Source organism: Tenacibaculum amylolyticum (assembly GCF_964511145.1).
Classification (GTDB): Bacteria; Bacteroidota; Bacteroidia; order Flavobacteriales; family Flavobacteriaceae; genus Polaribacter; species Polaribacter amylolyticum.
Map to the genome: position 1 here is coordinate 430,879 of NZ_CAZEFZ010000026.1, position 22,645 is coordinate 453,523.

Annotated in this window: 27 protein-coding genes; 8 read left to right on the top strand and 19 right to left on the bottom strand. The window is 29.8% G+C overall.

The window, feature by feature from the left end; genetic code table 11:
• Window positions 1-45 precede the first annotated feature (45 nt).
• The 5 genes from ACKTTC_RS10260 (at window position 46) to ACKTTC_RS10280 (ending at window position 4,062) form a co-directional block, all read left to right on the top strand.
• Complete coding sequence (locus ACKTTC_RS10260) at window positions 46-207, top strand: hypothetical protein (protein WP_408039728.1); 162 nt, start codon at window positions 46-48, stop codon at window positions 205-207.
• A gap of 31 nt (window positions 208-238) precedes the next feature.
• Complete coding sequence (locus ACKTTC_RS10265) at window positions 239-775, top strand: GNAT family N-acetyltransferase (protein ID WP_408039729.1); 537 nt, start codon at window positions 239-241, stop codon at window positions 773-775.
• A gap of 69 nt (window positions 776-844) precedes the next feature.
• Window positions 845-1,465: a hypothetical protein gene (locus ACKTTC_RS10270; protein ID WP_408039730.1), complete on the top strand. Its 621-nt coding sequence runs from the start codon at window positions 845-847 to the stop codon at window positions 1,463-1,465.
• 552 nt (window positions 1,466-2,017) lie between these two features.
• Window positions 2,018-2,986 (top strand): hypothetical protein, encoded by a 969-nt coding sequence (locus tag ACKTTC_RS10275; RefSeq protein WP_408039731.1) that lies wholly within the window; start codon window positions 2,018-2,020, stop codon window positions 2,984-2,986.
• 83 nt (window positions 2,987-3,069) lie between these two features.
• Window positions 3,070-4,062: a zinc metalloprotease gene (locus ACKTTC_RS10280; protein ID WP_408039732.1), complete on the top strand. Its 993-nt coding sequence runs from the start codon at window positions 3,070-3,072 to the stop codon at window positions 4,060-4,062.
• 116 nt (window positions 4,063-4,178) lie between these two features.
• Here ACKTTC_RS10280 and ACKTTC_RS10285 read toward each other — a convergent pair whose 3' ends face one another.
• The 4 genes from ACKTTC_RS10285 to ACKTTC_RS10300 all read right to left on the bottom strand — a co-directional run bounded on the left by ACKTTC_RS10285 (window position 4,179) and on the right by ACKTTC_RS10300 (window position 8,427).
• Window positions 4,179-4,934, bottom strand: coding sequence for a LytR/AlgR family response regulator transcription factor (locus ACKTTC_RS10285; RefSeq protein ID WP_408039733.1), 756 nt, complete (start codon window positions 4,932-4,934; stop codon window positions 4,179-4,181).
• Window positions 4,931-5,965 carry a histidine kinase gene (locus tag ACKTTC_RS10290; protein WP_408039734.1) on the bottom strand — a complete coding sequence of 345 codons (1,035 nt, stop codon included), beginning with the start codon at window positions 5,963-5,965 and terminating at the stop codon, window positions 4,931-4,933. The genes ACKTTC_RS10285 and ACKTTC_RS10290 overlap by 4 nt, the downstream gene beginning before the upstream one ends.
• Entirely contained in the window at window positions 5,962-6,966 is a 1,005-nt protein-coding gene (locus ACKTTC_RS10295) for a sensor histidine kinase (protein WP_408039735.1), read from the bottom strand. The genes ACKTTC_RS10290 and ACKTTC_RS10295 overlap by 4 nt, the downstream gene beginning before the upstream one ends.
• A gap of 99 nt (window positions 6,967-7,065) precedes the next feature.
• Entirely contained in the window at window positions 7,066-8,427 is a 1,362-nt protein-coding gene (locus ACKTTC_RS10300) for a hypothetical protein (protein WP_408039736.1), read from the bottom strand.
• A 147-nt stretch (window positions 8,428-8,574) separates the two neighbouring features.
• On the opposite strand from ACKTTC_RS10300, the gene ACKTTC_RS10305 reads away from it, so the two are divergent.
• From ACKTTC_RS10305 to folD, 3 genes are all read left to right on the top strand, one after another.
• Complete coding sequence (locus ACKTTC_RS10305; RefSeq protein WP_408039737.1) at window positions 8,575-9,102, top strand: DinB family protein; 528 nt, start codon at window positions 8,575-8,577, stop codon at window positions 9,100-9,102.
• Window positions 9,103-9,146: 44 nt separating this feature from the next.
• Window positions 9,147-10,475, top strand: coding sequence for a signal recognition particle protein (gene ffh / locus ACKTTC_RS10310; protein ID WP_408039738.1), 1,329 nt, complete (start codon window positions 9,147-9,149; stop codon window positions 10,473-10,475).
• Window positions 10,476-10,557: 82 nt separating this feature from the next.
• On the top strand, window positions 10,558-11,439 hold the full coding sequence (gene folD / locus ACKTTC_RS10315; protein WP_408039739.1) for a bifunctional methylenetetrahydrofolate dehydrogenase/methenyltetrahydrofolate cyclohydrolase FolD: 882 nt from the start codon (window positions 10,558-10,560) through the stop codon (window positions 11,437-11,439).
• Between the two features lie 79 nt (window positions 11,440-11,518).
• Here folD and ACKTTC_RS10320 read toward each other — a convergent pair whose 3' ends face one another.
• From ACKTTC_RS10320 to ACKTTC_RS10390, 15 genes are all read right to left on the bottom strand, one after another.
• Window positions 11,519-12,832 (bottom strand): T9SS type A sorting domain-containing protein, encoded by a 1,314-nt coding sequence (locus ACKTTC_RS10320; protein WP_408039740.1) that lies wholly within the window; start codon window positions 12,830-12,832, stop codon window positions 11,519-11,521.
• A 247-nt stretch (window positions 12,833-13,079) separates the two neighbouring features.
• Entirely contained in the window at window positions 13,080-13,688 is a 609-nt protein-coding gene (locus ACKTTC_RS10325) for a hypothetical protein (protein WP_408039741.1), read from the bottom strand.
• 257 nt (window positions 13,689-13,945) lie between these two features.
• Complete coding sequence (locus ACKTTC_RS10330; RefSeq protein WP_408039742.1) at window positions 13,946-15,394, bottom strand: nicotinate phosphoribosyltransferase; 1,449 nt, start codon at window positions 15,392-15,394, stop codon at window positions 13,946-13,948.
• Window positions 15,395-15,470: 76 nt separating this feature from the next.
• Window positions 15,471-15,893, bottom strand: a complete 423-nt coding sequence (locus ACKTTC_RS10335; protein WP_408039743.1) for a nucleoside 2-deoxyribosyltransferase domain-containing protein — start codon at window positions 15,891-15,893, stop codon at window positions 15,471-15,473.
• Window positions 15,894-16,018: 125 nt separating this feature from the next.
• On the bottom strand, window positions 16,019-16,510 hold the full coding sequence (locus ACKTTC_RS10340) for a hypothetical protein (protein ID WP_408039744.1): 492 nt from the start codon (window positions 16,508-16,510) through the stop codon (window positions 16,019-16,021).
• On the bottom strand, window positions 16,507-17,055 hold the full coding sequence (locus tag ACKTTC_RS10345; RefSeq protein WP_408039745.1) for an NADAR family protein: 549 nt from the start codon (window positions 17,053-17,055) through the stop codon (window positions 16,507-16,509). The genes ACKTTC_RS10340 and ACKTTC_RS10345 overlap by 4 nt, the downstream gene beginning before the upstream one ends.
• Window positions 17,056-17,065: 10 nt before the next feature.
• Window positions 17,066-17,827, bottom strand: a complete 762-nt coding sequence (locus tag ACKTTC_RS10350; RefSeq protein WP_408039746.1) for a metallophosphoesterase family protein — start codon at window positions 17,825-17,827, stop codon at window positions 17,066-17,068.
• 3 nt (window positions 17,828-17,830) lie between these two features.
• Window positions 17,831-18,433, bottom strand: a complete 603-nt coding sequence (locus tag ACKTTC_RS10355; RefSeq protein ID WP_408039747.1) for a macro domain-containing protein — start codon at window positions 18,431-18,433, stop codon at window positions 17,831-17,833.
• 2 nt (window positions 18,434-18,435) lie between these two features.
• The gene (locus tag ACKTTC_RS10360; RefSeq protein ID WP_408039748.1) at window positions 18,436-18,984 is read right to left on the bottom strand and encodes a prolyl hydroxylase family protein; all 549 of its coding nucleotides are present in this window, start codon (window positions 18,982-18,984) and stop codon (window positions 18,436-18,438) included.
• Window positions 18,985-18,992: 8 nt separating this feature from the next.
• Window positions 18,993-19,544, bottom strand: coding sequence for an RNA 2'-phosphotransferase (locus tag ACKTTC_RS10365; protein WP_408039749.1), 552 nt, complete (start codon window positions 19,542-19,544; stop codon window positions 18,993-18,995).
• A 122-nt stretch (window positions 19,545-19,666) separates the two neighbouring features.
• A complete protein-coding gene (locus ACKTTC_RS10370; protein ID WP_408039750.1) occupies window positions 19,667-20,140 on the bottom strand; it encodes a macro domain-containing protein in 474 nt (157 codons plus the stop codon).
• Window positions 20,141-20,142: 2 nt separating this feature from the next.
• Window positions 20,143-20,652 (bottom strand): O-acetyl-ADP-ribose deacetylase, encoded by a 510-nt coding sequence (locus tag ACKTTC_RS10375; protein ID WP_408039751.1) that lies wholly within the window; start codon window positions 20,650-20,652, stop codon window positions 20,143-20,145.
• Window positions 20,649-21,074, bottom strand: coding sequence for an ADP-ribosylation/crystallin J1 (locus tag ACKTTC_RS10380; protein ID WP_408039752.1), 426 nt, complete (start codon window positions 21,072-21,074; stop codon window positions 20,649-20,651). Before ACKTTC_RS10380 ends, ACKTTC_RS10375 begins: the two co-directional genes overlap by 4 nt.
• Window positions 21,071-22,012 carry an ADP-ribosylglycohydrolase family protein gene (locus ACKTTC_RS10385; RefSeq protein WP_408039753.1) on the bottom strand — a complete coding sequence of 314 codons (942 nt, stop codon included), beginning with the start codon at window positions 22,010-22,012 and terminating at the stop codon, window positions 21,071-21,073. Before ACKTTC_RS10385 ends, ACKTTC_RS10380 begins: the two co-directional genes overlap by 4 nt.
• Window positions 22,009-22,644, bottom strand: coding sequence for a DUF4291 domain-containing protein (locus ACKTTC_RS10390; protein WP_408039754.1), 636 nt, complete (start codon window positions 22,642-22,644; stop codon window positions 22,009-22,011). The genes ACKTTC_RS10385 and ACKTTC_RS10390 overlap by 4 nt, the downstream gene beginning before the upstream one ends.
• Between the last annotated feature and the right edge of the window lies 1 nt (window position 22,645).

The window sequence follows — 22,645 nt, forward strand, 5'->3', positions numbered from 1 at the left end:
ATCGTATGATTTGTATATATTAGCAAAAAAATTAACATTCATCATATGTACATTGAAAAAGTAAAGCAAGGAACAATTATTGGTACTGTATTAGCTATGATAATTTCTTGGGATAGAAATAAATCTATTTTATTGGCTATAATACATGGCGCTTTAAATTGGTTATATATCATATATTATTACTTCTTTTTAAAGGAAAGTAAATAAGCATTTATTTATGGTTTATTAATGATTAGATATGAATACTTATATTTTTACTTCGGAGCGATTAGGTTTTAGAAATTGGAAAGAAAGTGATCTTGATGTTTTATATAATTTAAATTCCGATCCGACAGTAATGCAGTACTTTCCTGCTATACAAACCAAACAACAATCTCTAGATTTTATTAATCGAATGCAAGCACAATTCTCAGAAAAAGAATTTTGTTATTTTGCTGTAGAAATCTTAGAAAGTAATGAATTAATTGGTTTTATTGGTCTCTCTGAACAAATCTATGAAGCAGATTTTAATCCATCGGTAGATATTGGTTGGCGATTATTACCTTCTTCTTGGGGAAAAGGTTATGCTACTGAAGGAGCTAAAAGATGTTTAACATATGCTTTTGAAGATTTAAATTTAAACGAAATTGTATCTGTAGCCCCCGAAATAAACATCCCTTCTATTACTGTTATGCAAAAAATAGGTATGATAAAAGAAAAAAGCTTTGCGCATCCTTTATTAGAAGATTACCCTGACCTACAAAAATGTGTACTTTATAAAATAAAAGGAATCTAATTTTATTTAGTAACAAAAATAATTGCTTTTCGTCTTTTTATTTAAGTAACCAAGTTTAAAATTAACACTATGAAAAACAAAGCGTTTCCTCAATTATTTATTATTTATCTAAGATATTTAATTGGTTTTGCCTTTGTATTTGCAAGCATTGTAAAAATACAAGGGTTAAGATTTACCACTGAAAGTGGCGCTGAAAATCCAATTAACAGTGCATGGCATTTTTTTGAAACAATGTATCAATCTGGTATTTATTGGAAATTTTTAGGTTTAAGCCAGTTATTCGCTGGACTTTTATTAATGACACAGCATTATGCAAAACTAGGAGCTCTCTTATTTCTTCCTATTATTGCGAATGTATTTGTAATTACGATATCTTACGATTTTAGAGGCACACCTATTATTACTGGATTAATGCTTTTAGCTAATCTGCTATTAATAGCTTGGGATTGGGATACATTAAAGGTTCTAGTGAATAAAAAGCCCCAATATCCCGCAAAACAACGGCTAGAGAACGATACTATTTGGGTTGTTATAGGCCTATTGTTTTTTGCACTCACCATTGGAGCTAAAGTAATTGCTAGTAAAACAACTTTTTTACCTATAGCTTTAAGTTTTCCTATTATTGGTATTGTTGGCCTTATTATTGGAATGAAAAGACATCGTAAAATTCAAGCTAAGAAGAACGATTAATTTCCTTCAAACCAATTTTAAAAAGTTGAGACTTTATCTCTACTTACTATAATCTCTTTTTCTAAAGAAACTTTAGGAGTAATTTTTAGGCGACTATTAGATATATACTAACACATCTTGTATGCCTCCTATTCCCATAATAAAGGTTCTATTTACACGGAAAAAAAATTCTTTAACGATTTTAATTTAAACGTTGCTTTTGATACATCTGTAAATGTAATTGGTTTCAAAATATAATCTATACTATTTACTTTAAAAACATCTATTGCATACTCGTCAAAAGTAGTTTCAAAAACGATATTTTTTTATCAATACTTGATTAAAAATTTCAAAATTTAATCTAAGTACTATATCAAATTCCTTGTTTTAGCGTGTCAAAAACATGTTTTAGGACTCATTTTAAAAAATAAAAAAACACCTAAAAAACAATATTTTAAATACTGTAGAAAAGTTTAAATGTCCCAAAACATATTTCTGGGACTTACATTTTTAGAGAATGAAATGAATGAAGTATAATTTTGAAGTCTTAATTTTTAAAAACAAGATTAAACAATGATTAATTTTTTTAGAAAATCCCCGAAATTATTAGCAACAACATTATTTGCTACATCTTTAGTTTTTACTTCATGTGAAAAAAATGAAGAATTAATTGAAACTCCAGTTGAGCAAAACAAACTTGACAATTTTAGTACACAAGCTAGAATGAATAATCAAGAAGGTTTTCATTTTGGTTTCCCTATTACTGAAGTTGCAGGTAACGAGATCATTAACATTTATGAAGGTAATAACAGAAATGCTGATTTAACTCCTGTTAACCTATTAAACTCTTCGGAATTGCAAACAATTTACTACAAGTTAGCCCCTGCTTTTTTTGACAATAGTCCTGAAGCAGAAGCTCATAATTGGATACCACCTATACTAACTGCGATTAATGCTTATCAAAATGCTTTAGCTGACCTTGGTGTACAGTTCCTTCCTATAGGTTTTGGAGATGTTCCTGCTGATACAGAAGCTGATTTAGTTTTCTCTTACTTTAATTCTGCCGAGTTATCTCCTGTATCTGGTCGTTTTCCTGAAAGTGACGGATCAATTGGTAGAATAATTAATGTTAATCCATTAGCAGCTGCATTCTTAAATAAGGATGGTGATATCAAACAAAGTAAATTTAATTTTATGATACGTGCTTTGGGGCAAGTACTAGGTTTCTCTCCTGAAAGTGCTGAATGTGAACTTAGCTTTATGACTACTAGCCTTATTGATATTAAAAACTCTACTAGAGCAACTCAAACATTAACAAATGAAGAAAGTCAAAGTATTGCTAAAAGAGCAAAGCTTTTATATGTTTCTAATAATCTAGACTCATTTTCTTCAACACCTGCATTTGTTACTAACATATTCAGAAATGCTTCTGTTGTAACAAGAGGTTATCAAAGTTGTCCTACTAGAACCGATTCTGGTACAACTGACAACGCTCTTAATCTTGCTGAAATTTTATATAATGAAGCTTTTAATATTCAATAATAGCATATAATAGTTATATAACTCTTTACAAAAACCCGATAAATTATTAATCGGGTTTCTTTTGGTAAAAAATTAATTACATAATGATTATAAAACATAAAGCATATAATAGAATAAGCTGTGGAGCAATAATATTTAGTTTATTTCTAATTTTTACTTCATGCCAAAAAGAAGATGAAATTATTGAAATAGCAAATAAAGAATATGAAATAGTTCAGCATACAAATAGCTGTAATTTAAGTAAACATGTAGAATTAAATAATTCACCACGATCTAGAGCTAATACAACTAGAACATATTATGGTTTTCCTTATGTTACTACTAATGATGGTACTGAATACCCTGATACTTATAGTGATTTAGATGCTCTTGGTACTGATAGTTATGCTGCTCCTAACTTTTCTAAGTTAAATAATATTCGATATGCAATTGAAGATGACATGCCAGTTGAATGGCAATTTTTTATTCATAATGCCATAACAAGATGGAACTCTGCTCTTGAAGGGTTAGTTCATTTTACATACCAACGTCAAATAGTACCAGATCCAGATGAAGAAATAGATTTAAGGTATGATTTAGTATTTACCAATTACAGAGATTTGTCTGTTGGAGCCCCAGATGCTAGTGCTAGATTTCCTAATGCTGATGGAAGCGTAGGTCGTTTAATTAATATCAATTCAAACTCTCCTGTATATGATGGCGAAACTATTTCAGTGGAAAGAAAAATAGCTCTTATGGTACATGAAATAGGTCATATTTTAGGCTTTAGTCATGAAGCTTATCGTTTTAGCGACCTTAATATAATGAGATCTAATTATCCTGAAGAATACGCACGATTAACAGGTGATCAAAAAAACACCTTAATAAAAGTCTTTAGACGCTTAAGATTAAACTCTGATCCTAACGTTACTTTTGTTAGTCACCCTATTTTTCCAGATATATTAACTAGAGTTTTTTATGATAATTCTATTAAAGGAAACCTAACTCTTGCTCATGCTAGAGGTGGTGTGAGTGGTGATGATGCAACTTCAACGTATTCAGATTTTTTATACAATCACTTTTATCCTAATAATTAATGAAAACTAAAGCCTTGTACTTTTTAGTACAGGGTTTTGTTTTTACTATTAAATAATTAGTGACTTCTATTAACTAGAAATAAATTTCAAAGATTTATTCCCAAAATTAAGATTAATCAATTTCCTTCAAACCAATTTTTAAAAGTTGAGACTTTATCTCTACTTACTATAATCTCTTTTTCTAAAGAAACTTTAGGAGTAATTTTTAGGCGACTATTAGAATATACTAACACATCTTGTATGCCACCTATTCCCATAATAAAGGTTCTATTTACACGGAAAAAACTACTAGAGTCTAAAATATCAATCAAAGTTTCTAACTTATAATCAATCATGTATTTTTTTCCTGTATTTGTAATTAAGTAGACATCTCTGCCTTCAGCATAAAACAATGAAATTTCATTAGTTTTTATTGAGTGAATATGGTTCCCTAACTTTACTAAAAACCGGTCTTTTGTTTTCTTTTTCTTTAAGGTTTGTACTACATCTGATAAGGCTTCTGTATTCGTAAATAGATTCTTTAACGATTTTAATTTCAGCATAGCTTTTGATACATCTGTAAATGTAATTGGCTTCAAAATATAATCTATACTATTTACTTTAAAGGCATCTATTGCATACTCGTCAAAAGCAGTTACAAAAACAATAGGTTTCTTTATCAGTACTTGATTAAAAATTTCAAAACTCAATCCATCAACTAATTGTATATCCATAAATACAACATCAAAATCTTCATGCTCTTGAAACCATGTTACTGCTTCAGAAATTGTATCTATTTTATTAATAATTGTTATGGAAGTATCATATTTTAAAAGATAACGCTCTAGTTTTTCAACAGCTAGTACTTCATCTTCAATTATTACAATGTTCATGTTGTTAGTTTGGTTTTGGTTGTCAATTTAGGTATTGAAATTGTTCTAGTAATATCGTCTGTGTATACCTCTATGTCATAATTACTGTAAATACGATACACTCTCTGTATTTCTGTGATTTTCTGCAATGTAAATGGACTTGTAATTTTATCGTTTATATTATAATGAACCTTAAAAGAATCCTCATGTTCTTCTATAAAGATTTCTAAAGTTATTTGCGTTGAAATTATGGTTGTTCTTATTATCTGTTCTACTATGAAAAGTAAAGCTCTTGGGACAATTAAAAAAGAGTTTTGTATAGAGCTACTAATCATAACATTTCTATACGGCAAGTAATTGAATAAGCTTGCAAGCTGTATTGTATTTTCGAGTTCTTCTTCTATTGTTACTAATTGTTTTTCTTTACTTGCTAGTATATACCTATATATTGTTGCTAAATAGTCAATGAAATCATCTGCTTTATCTTTATCATTCTGTATGAGTACCAATAAATTTTCTAAACTTTCAAATAATAAGTCTGGATTTATTCCCTCTTTAAATTCTTTAAAATCCTCTTCTATAAATGATAAAAATTGTTCCTCTTCTTTTAACTTTTCTGTGTTAACCCTATACAAATACTGGTGACTAATAAATAATAGCACATAAATAATTGTAATTGAGGAGAAAATACTATTAAACAACCACAACTCTTCATTATCAGGTGAAAAACCAAGAACTTTCTTGTAATATATTGTTATGGAAATAGTGATAACACCTATACCTACGAACAAAGAAATAAATGCTTGTACACCTAATGAAAGTATTGTTGTATTAAACCTTGGAATTTTATTAAACAGCACCAATAAAAACCTTGATACTTCCTGGATAATATACGATAATCCAATACATACGTATAGTTCTTCTCCTAAAAACTCTTCCTGCAATTGCCCTACATTATTATTCACTAATAAAATTAATAAATAAGCTATAACTCCACTAAATAAAGGGCTCAGCAAACGAAATAATGATTGGTGAATAAATAACTTTTTCATGCTACTATTGGTAATTTTACACGAAAGTTACTTCCATTTGTAATGGTTATTCCTTTTTTAAAAAGTAATAAGTATCGTTGATTAATATTTCTAAGTCCTATTTTTAAAGAATGTACTTTGTGCGGTACCTCGGTAATATTATTCTCTACATAAATATATGCTTCATCATTTGTAATAGTAACTTTTAGAGGTTCTGAAGTACTCATTACATTATGTTTGACGGCATTTTCCACTAACATTTGTAAGGTCAACGGTGGAATTTTCGTACGTAAAACCTCTGAAGTAATTGCAATTTCACAACTATACCGTTTATCAAATCGTGTTTCGAGTAAGAAATTATACGATTCTACAAAAGCTATTTCTTCTTCTAATGACACATGTTTTGTATGATAACTTTTCAATGTATAATTATACATTAAAGCTAGTTTTCTAATAAATAAATTTGCCTTAGATACATCTTTATGAATCAATGAAGAAATTGTATTTAAACCATTAAACAAAAAATGAGGACCCAATTGTGATTTTAATGCATTTAACTGATACTCATATTGTTTTCTTTCTAAAGTAATTGTTGCTATTTGTAAGTGTACATAGGAGTTATAAGAATAGAAAGCAAAATAAACTACCTGATAAATAATACTTAGAATGCATAATAAGATACTTAGTTTTATAAAAACTAATTCTAATTGATTTGTAATAGTAACTTGCTGCCCATTAATTAGTGCGTAAACATAATACCCTAAAATGCTTAGTAAAAATGTTATTACTAAATGCATAGTAATTCCAGTTAGCAATCTAGTACCTTCATGCTTTTTCCATGGAACTTTATGATCTAAGATAGCTGATAAATATACATTACTATAAGCTATGACTATACCTAATATTCCAGTTCCTATTAATACAATAGTATCTGGCGTTTTTTGCTCGCTTATAAGCATATAATACCCTATAAAAACACCTAATATAATTCCAGTAAATGCTATGAAAAAATGTTTTTTCATGTGTTTTTCTCTAAGTAAAGACTCTACTTTTAGCATAGCACTAAGGTAATTAAATCCTATTTTTAAAACTTAATTACCTTAATAACTTAGCTATATTTTTTAGTACATTGCTTTTACTGCTCTACCGTAATAAGTATCTGAATTAATAGATTTCGCCCTTTTCATATAAGCATCTTTTACTCTTTGAGAACTTCGTTTTACTTTTGGAGCAAAAGCTACTAATGCAGATGAAAGATAATTACTAGAACCTATATTATCTAGTGAATTTAGTATAATGATTAGTTGTTCTTCATTTAGTTTTTTAGCAGCTATTTTTTTGTATACACTTGATGCATAATAATCTGAAGCTACATTTTCTGATACTAATTTTAATACACGATTTAAAGCTGCATTATCTAAATCTTTTCCCAGTAAATCCGCGATTACACCAGATGCATAATAGTCAGAATCAATATCATCTATAGAAGAAATAAAAGCTTTGTAATTCTCTTTTGATAAATCTTTCTTATCTAATGCTTTTTTCAAAACCTGGCTTTTATAATAATCAGAACCTATTTCATTAGAAAGTTGCATGATTTTATTCATGTTAGCTTTATTAAGCTTTCTATTATTCAGAATCTTAATTAATAACTGAGACATGTAATAGTCTGATCCTATATCCTTAGAAATTACTAATAATTCTCCTAACTGATCATCTGAAATATCATCATTTTTAATAGCTTTTGTTAGTACCTGAGCCATATAGTAATCTGATCCAACATTTTTTGTAGCGTTAATATAAGCTGAAACTGTTTGTGGACTTGCTAAAAAAGCACGTTGATTACTCTGTAAAATCTGTGCTAAATAATAATCTGAATCAACTTGCTTTCCGGCAGTTTCAATAACTTTTGTTAGTTCTGAATTACTTAAATCTTTTTCTAACAAATAGCTAAAATATTTAGCAGTTACATAATCGCCTCCTAATCTTTTTATTTCATTTAAAACTGCTTGCGCTCCTCCTCTACTATAAAATCTATTTACTCTAGACTCAGCAGCAATGGTTGTATTTCTAACAATTTCTGGTAAAACCTCTCCTAACCATTCTTTTCCATCTGGAATAAAAGGTTTCTCGTTCCAACCAACATAATAACGTTTTTTAAGAGTTCCACTTTCAGCTTCAATTACTATTTTCCTTTTCTTACCAAAAGATGATTTTTTAATTTCTATAAAACCTCCTCGAGAAATAGCTGTAATATCTTTATCATCGTCAGACAAAGTTATATCTCCTTCAAACTCTACCTGAAAATCACCTCCTTTTCCATTAAACTGTATTTTATGTACTCCATTGTTTTTTGAAGAATAACTGTAATGTTTATTCTTATTTACAGTAACAGTTTGTTGTCCAAAAGACTTTAAAGACATAAAACTGACAATGAAAGTAACTAGTAAACTTTGTAATATTAGAATTGCTTTTGCTCTCATAATGATTCTTTTTTGATGGATTAACACAGCCAAAAGTAGTAGACGAGTTCTCTTTAAAAAAATGAAGTGTAATGAAACGTAGTTTTATTGTAGTGAATTGTTGAACTAGTTAATTTTTATATCTTTAATGACTATTTATTTCTACTTATGGACAAACAAGCTATTGCTAATTTACTAGACGAAAAACATCAACAATTATTTGATTGGATTGCAACTCAGGATGAAGAAAATTATTGGGAGAAAGGTCCTGAAGATAAATGGACTACTGGACAACAAATACAGCATTTAGTAGATTCTATAAAAAAACTAAATCATGGTTTAAGTTTTCCTGCATTTATTTTAAAAGCTAAGTTTGGTACAGCTAATAGACCTCTTAGAACATATGAACAAGTTAGAGATCGATATCAAGAAAAACTTATACAATATAAAGATAAAGCAAAAGCTTTTAATAGTGATGTAAAAACACCTTCTGAAAAGAAATACAAACAATTACTTACCACATTAGCAATTCAAAACAAAAAGCTACAATACAAAACCAATAAATTTAAAGATAGTGCTTTAGATACGCTTATTCTTCCGCATCCTTTAATGGGTAAAATGCCTTTGCGTGAGATCATTATGTGGACTGCATACCATACAGAACATCATACAAAAGATTTAATTGAAAACTACTAGCGAAATACCTATATTTGTGCTTCTAAAAAATGTAGCAGACATCAATGTTTAATAATTTAAGTGAAAAGTTAGATAAGGCGTTACATACGCTTAAAGGTCATGGAAAGATTAATGAGGTTAACGTTGCCGAAACTGTAAAAGAGGTACGTAGAGCATTATTAGATGCCGATGTTAACTTTAAGATAGCCAAACAATTTACAAATACTGTTAAGGAAAAAGCAATGGGTGAAAACGTATTGACTACGTTAAACCCTGGACAATTAATGGTAAAAATTGTAAAGGATGAATTGACTGAATTAATGGGAGGTGATACTGTAGGTATTAATCTTGCTGGTAATCCTTCTGTAATTTTAATGTCTGGTTTACAAGGTTCTGGTAAAACTACTTTTTCTGGTAAACTTGCTAATTTCTTAAAAACTAAAAAAACTAAACAAGTTTTATTAGTTGGTTGTGATGTTTATCGTCCAGCTGCCATCAACCAATTACGTGTTGTAGGTGAACAAATTGGTGTAGAAGTTTATGCTGAAGAAGGAAATCAAAACCCTGTAGAAATCTCTCAAAATGCGATTAAGCATGCTAAGGCAAATGGTAAAAATGTAGTTATCATTGATACCGCTGGTCGTTTAGCTGTTGATGAAGAGATGATGACAGAGATTTCTAATATTCACAAAGCTGTAAATCCACAAGAAACACTTTTTGTGGTGGATTCTATGACTGGGCAAGATGCAGTAAATACAGCTAAAGCCTTTAACGATGTCTTAAACTTTGATGGAGTTGTATTAACAAAATTAGATGGTGATACAAGAGGTGGTGCTGCATTATCTATTAAATCTGTAGTAGATAAACCAATTAAGTTTATTGGTACGGGTGAAAAGATGGATGCAATTGATGTATTCCACCCTGATCGTATGGCAGATCGTATTTTAGGAATGGGAGACGTTGTATCGTTAGTAGAACGTGCCCAAGAGCAATACGATGAAGCTGAAGCTAGAAAATTACAAAAGAAGATTGCTAAAAATCAGTTTGGATTTGATGATTTCTTAAACCAGATTCAGCAAATTAAGAAAATGGGTAGCATGAAAGATTTAGTAGGTATGATTCCTGGTGCTGGAAAAGCTTTAAAAGATGTAGATATTGATGATGATGCTTTTAAAGGGATTGAAGCTATTATTTTCTCCATGACTCCAGAAGAAAGAAGCAAACCTTCTGTAATAAATGCGAGCAGAAAGAAAAGAATCGCAAAAGGTTCGGGAACTTCCGTTCAAGAAGTAAACCAACTCATGAAGCAGTTCGACCAAATGAGCAAAATGATGAAGATGATGCAAGGCGGAGGCGGAAAACGAATGATGCAAATGATGCGAGGTATGAGATAATAAATAAAACATAAAAGAGAAGTGTGCCCACTTCTCTTTTTTATTTCAACTACATAAACACAACACACACTAACAAAAAACAATGATTTTATTAGACGGAAAAAAGACTTCTGCCGACATTAAAGAAGAAATTGCTTTAGAGGTTGGAGAATTGAAAAGAAACGAAAAAAAAGCTCCACACTTAGCAGCAATTATAGTTGGTAATGATGGCGCAAGCTTAACCTATGTAAATGCAAAAGTTAAAGCTTGTGAACGCGTTGGTTTCGAATCTACTTTAATTCAATTACCAGAAGAAACTACCGAAGCTGAATTATTAAACGAAATTGAAATTTTAAATGTTGACAATGATATAGATGGTTTCATTGTACAATTACCTTTACCTAAACACATAGACGAACAAAAAGTTTTATTAGCTGTAGATCCTGCAAAAGATGTGGATGGTTTTCATCCTGAAAATGTAGGAAGAATGGCTTTAAATTTACCTACTTTTATCTCTGCAACTCCTTTCGGTATTTTAGAGTTATTAGATCGTTATAATGTAGAAACTTCAGGAAAGAATGTAGTTGTTATTGGTAGAAGTCATATTGTAGGAAGTCCTATGAGTATTCTATTATCTCAAAAAAGAAAAGTAGGAAATGCAACCGTTACACTTGCGCATAGTAGAACACAAAATTTAGAAGAAATTACTAAAAAAGCAGACATTATTGTTGCTGCTATTGGAATTCCTGAATTCTTAAAAGGTGACATGGTAAAAGATGACGTTGTTATTATAGATGTAGGTATTACTCGCGTAGCTGATGCTTCAAAGAAAAGAGGATATCGATTGGTTGGAGATGTTGCTTTTGAGGAAGTAGCTGCTAAATCATCTTTTATAACTCCTGTTCCAGGTGGTGTAGGACCTATGACTATTGCAATGCTATTAAAAAACACATTATTAGCTAATAAACGTAGATATAACCTTTAGGTTATCTATTTTAGATATTGAAAAACAAAAGGCTTACTTTAGAAGTAAGCCTTTTTATATTATTGACTGTAATGAATATTTAATTGATTACTATTTTTTTAACTAAAGATATACCATCAATACTCTTAAATTTTACAAAATATAATCCTGAACTAAATTCACTCACATCTACATTTAATTTATTCGTATTTCCTAATTCTAATGTTTTTACTTCAGTACCAATTGAATTATACAAAGCTGCCGATTGAATTTGTAGAGATCCATTATCCTTAATGTCAATCCAAAAAGCATCATTTACTGGATTTGGAAAAATAGCAATCTTATCATCTAACAATTCATTATCTTCAACTCCTAACGTAATAATACTACTATTTAAGTTTGCTATTTCCATACTCCCTACTCCATTAGTTGCTTCCCAAAAATTATACGAAGAAAAACCATCTGAAGCTTTTCTTCCAAATCTCTCTGCATGATCATCTAATAAATTCCACTCATCATTTGTTAACGCTCTATCTGTTAATGCGACAACTAATAACTTAAAATCTTTTTGAGATGTATTTGATGCTGGTACTCTAGCTCCTAATAAGTTTTCTAAAGAAGCAGGTGTATAAGTCGTTCTTGTTGATGCTTCAAAATCAAAAACATCTCCATTTACCTCTACAGAAGTTATATTTGAAAAAACATCGAAATTAGATACTTCTGTAACAGGAATCATTCCCATTAAATATAGTTCTAATTCATTATAAGGCTGACTATTTCCTCCATTGGCATTTTGTCCAAAAGATGCTACTGAATAAGCTCCATTACCTTTATCTACTAAGGTACTTTGTTTAAAACCTCCTAGCTGTCCTTTACTACTTCCTCCAGTAAATCCCCAATGTGGTCTAAATGGTGTAGAAGTTAAATTTGTTCCTGCTGCATTTACAGCATGTGTTTCTATTCCAAAATTTCCCCAATTATGCATTAATTCATGTAATGCAGGTCCGTTTCTTAAGAAATTTCGTTGTGTTAATTGCATTAGGGCTTTTAGTTTCCCTGAAGAACCGTAATCATCACCATTATTATAAATATTCATTCCTAAACCTTCTATGTCGTTTGATACTTTAATCAATCTTCCAAAAGGTAAATTTTGTGGCCTTGAATCTTCATTTAAGATTAAAAAGATAAAATCAAAATCATCTTGAAACTTCCTGTAAATATCCTTTACTAATGTTTCTCTTGTATTTCTATTTCCAAAACCATCATTTGTTTTCCAACTATTGTATTCAGATGAAGTCATTAATAAAGATGACACACGTCCGTTAGGATGTATAGTAATTGGATGATCTGTTTGTGCGTTAACATTTGAAATTTGTAATAAAAAAATTATCACTAATAGGGGGATTACTCTCATAATGTTTGTTTAAATTTTTATTTAGATTTATTGGTTTTTAAGTTTAGCAAACTTAAAAATTTAAATCAAACATTAAGATTTTATCAAGGTTCTTTTATAAAGATATAGTAGTCTATAATTACTACTTTACTGTTTTTGAAATATTTATTTCTAATAATTTATAAATAAAAAAACCATCGTTTTTGAATTAAAAATGATGGTTTTAGAATTGTATGATTCGAAATATTATTATGTTCTAAAAAGTGGTTTAATACACATAGTAACTTACCTTAGCTTTTAAAAACCTTGTTCCTAAACCACTAGAACAATCATTACAAAGTAAATAATCATTAAAAAAATGAACATTTGCTATTCGGTAATTTGAATAATTCGTATCTCCATATGTTTTAATTGTACAGGCAAAATATTGTTTAATTTGATTAGAAATTGTTGGAGGAATCGTATCTGACAGATAATCATAGGTTTCATTAAAATTAGGACCATCATAAATACTAAATTCTACCGAGCAAACCTTAATAGGCTTTGGAGCTCCCATACAAGTGCTAAAATCTTCATGACAATAAAAAAGACTTTTTAATGTAGTATCTAGCTTAGCACTTCCTAATCCGTCATATGATAAGGTATTAATAATATTATTTAGTGAGAATGTATCTGCACAAGAAGTCATTAACGATGCATTTACTGATGTTGTTTCATCATAACAAAATTCTACTAGGCTTATGCTTCTCTTGCTTTCTTTTGTTTTTGTAGTAGTTTCAGTTTTTGCATTTGTAAGAAGTGTATCTTCATTAGTGCAGGAATTTAGTAATATAATACATAAAAATGTTACTAAAATGTAGCTAAGTTTTTTTTCCATGAGTTTCGATTTTTTAATTAATTATTAATCAAATCAAAGGAAAAATGAATTGTGATTTAAGTATGATTTCAAAAGTGCTTGTAACAATTGTATATATAATTATTACGTAATGATAACTGTCTTATGATTAGTAAACTTTCTTTTCTATATAAAAAAACTGTCTAAATAGTTTAACTAACCCATATTGAAATTAAAATAAATTCAGGATAGCCTTTAAACTTTTTTTAGACAGTTCTTTTACTTTTCTTCTTTATTTTTTACTTAACTCTTTTTCTAATTTCAGTTAAACTATCATCTATTAGCAATTTCCCATCTCTAAAAACTTCTTTTAATTCACCTTCTTTTTCTTCTTCCCAAGTAACTTCGTCTATTAATTTATATGTTCCATTTTCTCGTTCAATTTTTAGTAATCCTTTTGCAGATTTCTTCGTTCCATCATCTGTAATTGGATCTTTGAAAATAGCTCTACCTTCTCCATCTACTTCTCCGTACGTAGCTTTCATAGCAAAGCCAAAGGTATCCCTTGTATTATACTGATAGGTAAAAGATCCGATTCCTAAAACCACATTTGTAGATGCAAATCCTTTCTGAGCTAATCGCTCACAGATTTGGGTTGCTCTTTCTAACGTAATACTATCGCCATATATAGCACCAATATGTGTGTCTAATTCTTTATATCCTTTTGTATTTGTAATTCCTCCAAAAATATCCCACAATAACTCAATCACTCCTTTACGTTCTTCTTCCGTTTTCCCTTTTGGATTTCCACAAATAATATCAACTGGGTCTCCACTATCTGGTCGAATGACTACTTTTCCATCTCTTTGTAATACCTCTTCCTTTAAGTTTGGTAAATATTCTGTTAGCACTTTCCATAAATCCCATGTGTCAGATACAATAGAAACTATTCCCTTTGGATATACTTCAGTTATTAAACGCTTAAAAGTTTCTTCTTCCCCTGTATTTGTTCCCATACACATTACTGAGTGCTCTGTAGCTGCTACTGAACCTCCAACCAATTCCTCATCTGAATTCGCATTATAATATTCTTCTAAGAAATCTATTGCAGGAATGGTATCTGTTCCAGTAAAACTTAATAAATGGCCTGAAGCCGATAAGACAGCAGCTTCTAAACCAGCCATACCACGCATAGAAAAATCGTGTCCTTGCCAATCTACAAATTCTGTTGCTGTTGATGTTTTTTCAGCATACGTGTCTAAAATTTTTCGATACTGTTTCGCTATTGTTGCCGAATTACATGGCATCCAAATAGTTGTAGATAATAATGTTTCAAAATAATTAGTTAACCAGAAAAACTCAGGAAGTGTATTGTACATTGTAAACATTGGAACTCTAATTGGTACAGAAACTCCTTCTGGTAATGCTTTGATAACGATTGGAACGTATCCTAAATCGTGTAATGCTGCAATATGCGATACTCCTACTTGATTTTCTCCTAAATAGTTATTAATTCGCCTAGCATACTTTTTTACAATTTTTTCTTTTGGCTGCTGAAAGAAGTTTTTATCAAATTCTTCTATGATATATTTCTTAATAAAATATTGCAAACCGAAGAATACTACTTCATCCACTCCTTCTATTCTACTTTTTCTTGGTGTCCAATTAGAATATACTAAAGTTGTATTTTCTGGATATTGTCTTCTATGATCTACTTTGTAACCGTCTGTATATAATAATGGATTCATGATTTTATTGATTTGCGTAATTACAACACAAATATAAAATCATTTTTCAAACACACAAAACATATTTGCGTTTTTTTTACACAAATATATTTTCAAATGTTTTATATATAGGAATCTTATACTTTTTACAAAGTATATGCACATATCTACTTTTATAAAATTCATCTGGACACACAACAATTAGCTTCCCTGATTTAGCATGCAATCCTAATTCTACTAATGATATTGGTGACATAGCATTTGGTAAGAAATTGAGTATAATTGTATCCGCTAATTCCATAGCTTCTAATTCCCACTCTATATGAGCTTTCATTTCTTTATCAGATAAAGAATCGTGGTTTTTATTTGTTGGATCCAAAAAAAGAACATTCCCAGAAATCTCTTTCATTATTTTGTCTCGCCAAGAAACTTCTTTTTGTAAATTCATACTTCCTGCTAAAAAGTAATATTGATATTCTTTTTTCTTTATTGGTAATTTTTGTGATGAAGTGTAGATCACGAGGTTTAATGTAAATTTTATTGATGATCTTGATTTTAGTATATTTATCTGTAACTGTCAAATAGTACACAGCTAAGATTTAATAAAATGAAGGAATATAGTTCGTTTCTTTTACTTTTTAAAGATCAAGGTCTTGAACAACCTTTCTTTAATAGTTCCTTAATTTTTTTATTTGTTTTTATAGGATCGTAGGTAATTACTTCATTTCTTCTTTTAATCAACTTTATTTTACCAATATGATCTATACACTCAATAATTTTATCATTATCCGAACCTATCAAAACTGTATCTCCTATTGAGTAGTTGTTAAAATGATCTACAAACACTACAATATTTCCTTTCTTCATACAAAATGCAGCACCATTAACTCCAATATCTAGAAACTCTTTTTTATTTGATTCAAGTACGTTTACCGTTACAAAAAATTTATACGAATCAAATGGTTTAGATTTTTCTATACTACAAATGACTCCTTTTAATTTTAAATCAAAGCTCTCAAAATATTTTAATCTTTTATTCGTACTATCTGATTCCAGATTACTACTAATAATATTAACCACTACAATAAAAGAAATTAAGAAGAATAACAGTCTCAAAAATAATCTTCTTGGGTTCATTTTTTTAGTTGATCTCTTACCTCCATTAATACATACCCTAATAAATTATGCCCTCTCCATAAATTAGGATTCATAGCTTTTTCATTAGATTGTCCCATTCCTATTCCCCAAATTCTATCTCTAGGACTTGCTTCTACAATAATTCTATCATTTGTATGGAATAAAAATGATGCTAACTCTTTATTTTGAGAAAACTTGGCAAGATTTCCTTCATAAACAATTCTGTATTTATGTTCATTCCATGTAACTGGATCAAAATTTCTTACTTTTCTTCCTAATTTTTTAGCATCGTGTGGATGATCTGTTTCTAAAATTTCTTTTACGATTTCTTCATCATTAAAAAGTCTTGCTTTTCCTGCCATCATGTAGTGCTCAGCTGTTTTATAAGTAACATTATCTATAATAAACGTTGACTCCCACCATTGACTAAAGCAACTTTTTCCAATACTTCCATCTTTATTGGGTTGGTGTCCCCAGAAAAACAAAAACTTTAGCTGTTCTTCATTATTAAATCGCTCTTGTATGAGTGTATTTGTGTATTTCATAACTTCCTTTTTAATATTTCTTCTTTATCACTCTATATGGATTTGCATTTCTTCCTTCTTCATCTGGATATAAAGTATATACAGCATCGCTTTGAATAAATGCTTTTGTTTCAATATTTAATGCCGTTAATTTTCCTTTAAATGCTGCTCCTGTATCTACATTCCAAACATTACATCCTTGCATAGGTTCAAATATATCGTAACGCGTTGTAGGTGTATGACCAATATAGATTTCTTTAAATAACAACAATCTTTTTGGATATAACAGCGAATCTTTTTGTATTCGTTTGTCCATGGTTACTGCCATTTCCCATAAGGTTCTATCCCAAGTATAGTTAGATTCGTATACTTCTTGATACGGCCCATGCATAGAAGTAAATCCTGCATGAATAAACAAACGGTTTTCATCATCTACATGAAATAATTTCATGCGTTCTATGAAAGCTAAATGTTCTTTCTTTTGTTCAGGAGTATATTCTTTATAGCTTTCTATTGTTACTTTTCCACCATGGAATAACCATACATCATTTGTTTCTCCAGATTTTAGCCAATTTTCACAATAAGCATCGTGGTTTCCTTTTATAAAAATGCATTTTTGCTTTTGCTCTAATGCTATTAAATAATCTAATACTTGTGCAGATTCACTCCAGCCATCTACATAATCTCCTAAAAAAATAAGTTGGTCGTCTTTTGTTAATTCTAGCTTATCTAGTAATTGTTGTAAGGCTTTTAATCCGCCATGTATATCTCCAATTGTAAATGTTCTTTTCATATCTTAATAATCCCAAATAAGACCTTTTTCATTTAATCTATATTGAAACTTTTGAGTATCTCCAAAAGTTTTATAATCTTTATAATTTCCATTAATTATTTCATCGAATGCTAGAAACATTTGATTAGAAGCTATATGAAAAGGCATTCTTCCACAACCTGTACATAAACCGGGAATTGCAACTGTATGAATCTCTTCATGATTTTTTGCTGCTATCAAAATAGCTTTCATCGCATGATATGCATTTACAGAAGTCGCTATATTAAAACTCATAGGTACTCGCATGGTAGGAGCAGAAATTAAAAATGGAATCTTTTCATCTTTAGTAGGAATAATCATTGATTTTCCTACTAATAGTTCTCTCTCATCTAATTGTGCTATTCTTGCTTGTAACTCATCTTGAATATGCCAACCAAATGTTTCTGATAAATGTATATCTAAACCTCCATCCATAAAACCAAAAGAGTTTGCTGGACTTACAATTGCATCACAATCAACTTTAACAATATCTTCTTTAAGAATTTCGACATTATCACATACATCAAAATCTTGTTTCCATGCTTTTCCTAATTCTTCTTCTTTATAAACTAATTTTATTCTTAACATAACTATATTCTTTTATACATTATATCTGTTCGTAATACATATTTAACGCCTGATGTTACTTCTTTCCCTTCGTGCCTTAAACGATGTCTAAAAATAAGTGCCATTCCTTTTTTAGGTGTAACGGTAAACAATTTTCTAAACTCCGTTGCTCCTCCTTCAAAATCATCGTTTAAATAGATGAGAAATGAATATAAACTTTCTTCATTTAAATTTCGTTTAAAGCTTCCGTCTATATGCATTTTAAATCGTTGTCCTTGGGTATATTTATATACTCTAAACATTTCATTTAATTCCAAAGCTTCATAAAAACCTACTCTTTGAGGAAGAAATTTCTGTACTCGATTCCACAGTGAATTTGCTAAGCTTTTATCGAAAAAAATATGACGATCATTATTTCGAATATTTTTATTCATTACTTGACTTCCATCAATAGCTATTTTTGCTTCTTCAAATTCTGAAGTTTGAAACTGTAATAGATATTCAAAGCATTCATCTTCTGATAAAAAGTCTTCTATTAGAAATACTTCCTCGTGTAATTCTTTCTTTTTCATTTGTTTTTTTATTCTTTAAAATCTATAAATGCAGCAGGTACATTATTTGTTAACCAAACTCCGTTTTCTGATTTGAAAAATTCATAACCTTCTCGAAACATTGCTCCTGATTGGATTGTCAAAATAATAGGCACTCCTCTTCTACTTCCTACTTTTACAGCTGTGTCTTTATCTTTACTTAAATGCACATGTTGTCTGCTCATTTTTTGCAATCCATTTTCTCGAATAGAGGTCATAAATTTTATTACTGTTCCGTGATATAGATGTTCTGGTGGTGCTATAGCCTTGAGTTGTAAATCGACTGTTTTTATGGAATGTCCTTGATTCGCTCTAATTTTCGTTTTTTCTTTATTAAAGCTAAATCGTTGTTTATCGTTTTCTGCTACTATTTTTTCCAAATCTTGTTTAGAAAAATGTTTCTTTTTCTTTTTAGATTTATTGATCAACTCTTCTATATCTGCCCATCCATTTTCGTCTAGTTCTAGTCCTATTAAACTAGGTTGATGCCGTAATAATAGACTTAAAAATTTACTAATCTTTTTTATTTCTTTTTCGTTCATTTTGTTTTGTTTTTAATTTCATACTCGTCATTCCGAAGAAGTAAAATAACTGAAAGAGTCTCACTCTAAAAAACAGATTGCTTCACTTCATTAAATTGCGTTCGTAATAACGTAATATTACTTTACTCAAAATCATACACAATGGTTTCAATTTCGTTTTTTGTTAAATGCTTTTCTAAAATTGGTTCTATATTTTCCCATTTTCCTCCTGCTAATCCACAACCAATTCTTGGCATATGTACAGAAGCTTTTATTGCTGATGCTTCTTTAGCAACTTTTTGAATTCCTTCTTCAATAGCTTTATATCGAATTGGCGGATTTCCTTGTTCATCTTTTCGAATTTTGTGTTGTCCTATTAAATTAGCAATCCATAAATTAGATTCAACTTTTACAAATTGAACTCCACCCAATTCGAAATTTTCTCTTGATTTATACCATGCTTTGTACTCTTTTTCTGGCTCAGACCATTTCTTAGAAATTGCCAGTACAAAACCTTTTCCCCAACCTCCAATGTCATTACATACATGAACAATAATTTTATTTCCTTCTCCAATAGGATTGGTTGCATCTCCTTTTATATATTTTATCTTTTTCATTTTTATTTTTTTAAAATCTCTTTATAAACCTTATAATTCTCTTCATCAAAGCATACAAAGAGTACTTTTTCTAGAATTGGATTTTCTTTCACTGTTTTTATCGCAATTGCTGCTGCTATATCTTTTGGAAAACGATAAATTCCTGTACTTATATTTGGAAAAGCAATCGTTTTTAAATCATTCTCTTTTGCTAATAATAAACTATTACGGTAGCAATCTGCTAATAATTCTTTTTTCTCATTTATTCCTTCTTCATTATTGTATACAGGTCCTACCGTATGAATAACTTTTTTAGCTAGCAATTTTCCCGCAGTTGTAATTACTGCTTGTCCAGTTTTACACTTTCCTTGTCTATTTCTTATTTGTTGACATTCTTCTAAAATTTCTTTACCTCCTGCTCTATGAATTGCTCCATCTACTCCACCACCGCCTAATAAGCTAGAGTTTGCTGCATTTACAATAACATCTACTTTAATTTTTGTAATGTCGCCTTGTATTACTTCTATTTTCATTTTTCATATATTTTCGGAATAGTATCCATTACTTCTGAAGTTTCTTTACTTTCAACAGTAATGAATGATTTTCCTATATAAACTTTTACTACTTCTATTTCTTCTGTAATTGCTTCATTAAATATTTCTAGATCTTCTGATGGCACCCATAGTTCATTATGAATTTTCCCGCCTACATTTTCAACTTTATATTTTTGAAACTCTTCTTCCCTAATTGTAAACTTAGTTACAAATCCCAAATAATTTCCAAATGGATCTACAGTATTCCATTTACTAGCAATTTCCGATGCGTATTCTTCATTTAATACGGGATAAAAAATAGGTTGCTGTGCTAAACGTGGTGGAAATTTTTTAAATCCGCTTTCAACTATTAAAACCAATTCTTTCTCTCCTATTGGTCTGTATAATATTACTGTTTTCATTTTCCATATTTTTTTGCAAATTTCTCTGCTAATACTTTTATATCTTCTACTCTTGCTAATTGGTTAATCCATTCTTTTGGAACTGTTTCTAAACCATAATATAATCCTGCTAAAGCACCAGTAACACAAGCTGTGGTATCTGTATCTTCTCCTAAATTTACTGCTTTTAAAGTTGCTTCTTTATAATTATTGCTTGTTAAAAAACTCCATAAACTTGCCTCCAACGTATGTACAACATATCCTGAACTGCTTATTTCTTCTTTTTTAAGACTATTAATTGAAATCTTAAGTAATCTCTCAAATATATGTATCTCTTTTTCCGAACAAATTGGATTGTTATCTAAAAACTCATTAATGTTTTGCTGTGTACTTTTATATGCTTTCAATTTTTCTATTCCTTTCATTAATTCTAACAGGAATTCTATATAAATAAAGCAACTAATTACAGCTCTTATATGTCCATGTGTTATAGAAGAAACTTCTTTTATAATATCAAATCGTTTTTCTATAGAAAAATCTTTTACATAAAAAGCTAATGGACTAATTCTCATTAACGAACCGTTCCCATTATCAAATTCTCCTCTTCCTCCTGCTAAAGTTGCAGAAGTTCCTTTAATAAAAGAGGAAATCGCTTTGCTTGTTGCTATTCCAACATCAAAAACTTCTCCACCAGCTGTCCAATAGTTCTCAGAGTACCACTTAGCAAATTTTATAGCAATATCCTTTGGTTTATACACATTCAATAAACTTTCAGCTAAACAAAATGTTAAAGAACTGTCATCACTCCAAGTACCTTTTGGTTGATTATGGGATCCAAACTCAAGCATGTTGGTTACAGGGTTTTGTTCCAGTTCAAACCTAGATGTAAATTCTACCGGAACACCTAAAGCATCTCCAATAGCTAATCCTAAAAACATGGCTTCTATTTTCTCTTTCATGATATTTTTAGAAATTTATTGACGACCTTATTATTTGACAGGTACGGCTTTTCTTCTGGTAATATTAAGCTTGTCAAATCTTTGTTTTTTACAAACTCATATTGCTCTTTTACAAACGCTGATATATCTTCTATTTTAAGAATATCTTCTCTTGCGTACCTTCTTATTTCTCCATTTCTAATTCCTAACTGAATCGCTCGTCTTTCTAGCTTAGCTCCATAAGGATCATGATCTGGATCCCATTGTAATCTAATAGATGAGTTTTGTACTTGCTCTTTCCAATCTTCATTACTTTCGTATAAATCTGCCTGATAACTTGAATATACAGCTTGCTCTAAATATCTTTCAAAAGCAGTTCTTTTTAAATGGATTGCTAAAACAACTTCTTGTCCTTCTTTTAATCCCCAACCATTACGGTACATCATCCATAAAAAGTTTGGTTTTATCCATGTCATACGTGTAAGCTTAAAGGCGCCTCCAAAAAATTGATTTTTTACTGCAAAATTTCCTATTTCTGGTCTATATGACTGATAAACGATTACTTTTTCTTCATCGTATTGTGCCATTATATGATGTCCTTTTTCTGGCCATTCTTTTAATTGATCTGTGTATTTCTTTAATTTCATTTTCATT

Coding starts and splice junctions, on each gene's coding strand:
- ACKTTC_RS10345 (WP_408039745.1), bottom strand. CDS start 17,055: ATGAAATACACAAATACACTCATACAAGAGCGATTTAATAATGAAGAA.
- ffh (WP_408039738.1), top strand. CDS start 9,147: ATGTTTAATAATTTAAGTGAAAAGTTAGATAAGGCGTTACATACGCTT.
- ACKTTC_RS10320 (WP_408039740.1), bottom strand. CDS start 12,832: ATGAGAGTAATCCCCCTATTAGTGATAATTTTTTTATTACAAATTTCA.
- ACKTTC_RS10360 (WP_408039748.1), bottom strand. CDS start 18,984: ATGAAAAAGAAAGAATTACACGAGGAAGTATTTCTAATAGAAGACTTT.
- ACKTTC_RS10375 (WP_408039751.1), bottom strand. CDS start 20,652: ATGAAAATAGAAGTAATACAAGGCGACATTACAAAAATTAAAGTAGAT.
- ACKTTC_RS10355 (WP_408039747.1), bottom strand. CDS start 18,433: ATGTTAAGAATAAAATTAGTTTATAAAGAAGAAGAATTAGGAAAAGCA.
- ACKTTC_RS10390 (WP_408039754.1), bottom strand. CDS start 22,644: ATGAAAATGAAATTAAAGAAATACACAGATCAATTAAAAGAATGGCCA.
- ACKTTC_RS10290 (WP_408039734.1), bottom strand. CDS start 5,965: ATGAAAAAGTTATTTATTCACCAATCATTATTTCGTTTGCTGAGCCCT.
- ACKTTC_RS10365 (WP_408039749.1), bottom strand. CDS start 19,544: ATGAACGAAAAAGAAATAAAAAAGATTAGTAAATTTTTAAGTCTATTA.
- ACKTTC_RS10350 (WP_408039746.1), bottom strand. CDS start 17,827: ATGAAAAGAACATTTACAATTGGAGATATACATGGCGGATTAAAAGCC.
- ACKTTC_RS10280 (WP_408039732.1), top strand. CDS start 3,070: ATGATTATAAAACATAAAGCATATAATAGAATAAGCTGTGGAGCAATA.
- ACKTTC_RS10325 (WP_408039741.1), bottom strand. CDS start 13,688: ATGGAAAAAAAACTTAGCTACATTTTAGTAACATTTTTATGTATTATA.
- ACKTTC_RS10285 (WP_408039733.1), bottom strand. CDS start 4,934: ATGAACATTGTAATAATTGAAGATGAAGTACTAGCTGTTGAAAAACTA.
- ACKTTC_RS10370 (WP_408039750.1), bottom strand. CDS start 20,140: ATGAAAAAGATAAAATATATAAAAGGAGATGCAACCAATCCTATTGGA.
- ACKTTC_RS10300 (WP_408039736.1), bottom strand. CDS start 8,427: ATGAGAGCAAAAGCAATTCTAATATTACAAAGTTTACTAGTTACTTTC.
- ACKTTC_RS10270 (WP_408039730.1), top strand. CDS start 845: ATGAAAAACAAAGCGTTTCCTCAATTATTTATTATTTATCTAAGATAT.
- ACKTTC_RS10295 (WP_408039735.1), bottom strand. CDS start 6,966: ATGAAAAAACATTTTTTCATAGCATTTACTGGAATTATATTAGGTGTT.
- ACKTTC_RS10305 (WP_408039737.1), top strand. CDS start 8,575: ATGGACAAACAAGCTATTGCTAATTTACTAGACGAAAAACATCAACAA.
- ACKTTC_RS10385 (WP_408039753.1), bottom strand. CDS start 22,012: ATGAAAGAGAAAATAGAAGCCATGTTTTTAGGATTAGCTATTGGAGAT.
- folD (WP_408039739.1), top strand. CDS start 10,558: ATGATTTTATTAGACGGAAAAAAGACTTCTGCCGACATTAAAGAAGAA.
- ACKTTC_RS10275 (WP_408039731.1), top strand. CDS start 2,018: ATGATTAATTTTTTTAGAAAATCCCCGAAATTATTAGCAACAACATTA.
- ACKTTC_RS10380 (WP_408039752.1), bottom strand. CDS start 21,074: ATGAAAACAGTAATATTATACAGACCAATAGGAGAGAAAGAATTGGTT.
- ACKTTC_RS10265 (WP_408039729.1), top strand. CDS start 239: ATGAATACTTATATTTTTACTTCGGAGCGATTAGGTTTTAGAAATTGG.
- ACKTTC_RS10260 (WP_408039728.1), top strand. CDS start 46: ATGTACATTGAAAAAGTAAAGCAAGGAACAATTATTGGTACTGTATTA.
- ACKTTC_RS10340 (WP_408039744.1), bottom strand. CDS start 16,510: ATGAACCCAAGAAGATTATTTTTGAGACTGTTATTCTTCTTAATTTCT.
- ACKTTC_RS10330 (WP_408039742.1), bottom strand. CDS start 15,394: ATGAATCCATTATTATATACAGACGGTTACAAAGTAGATCATAGAAGA.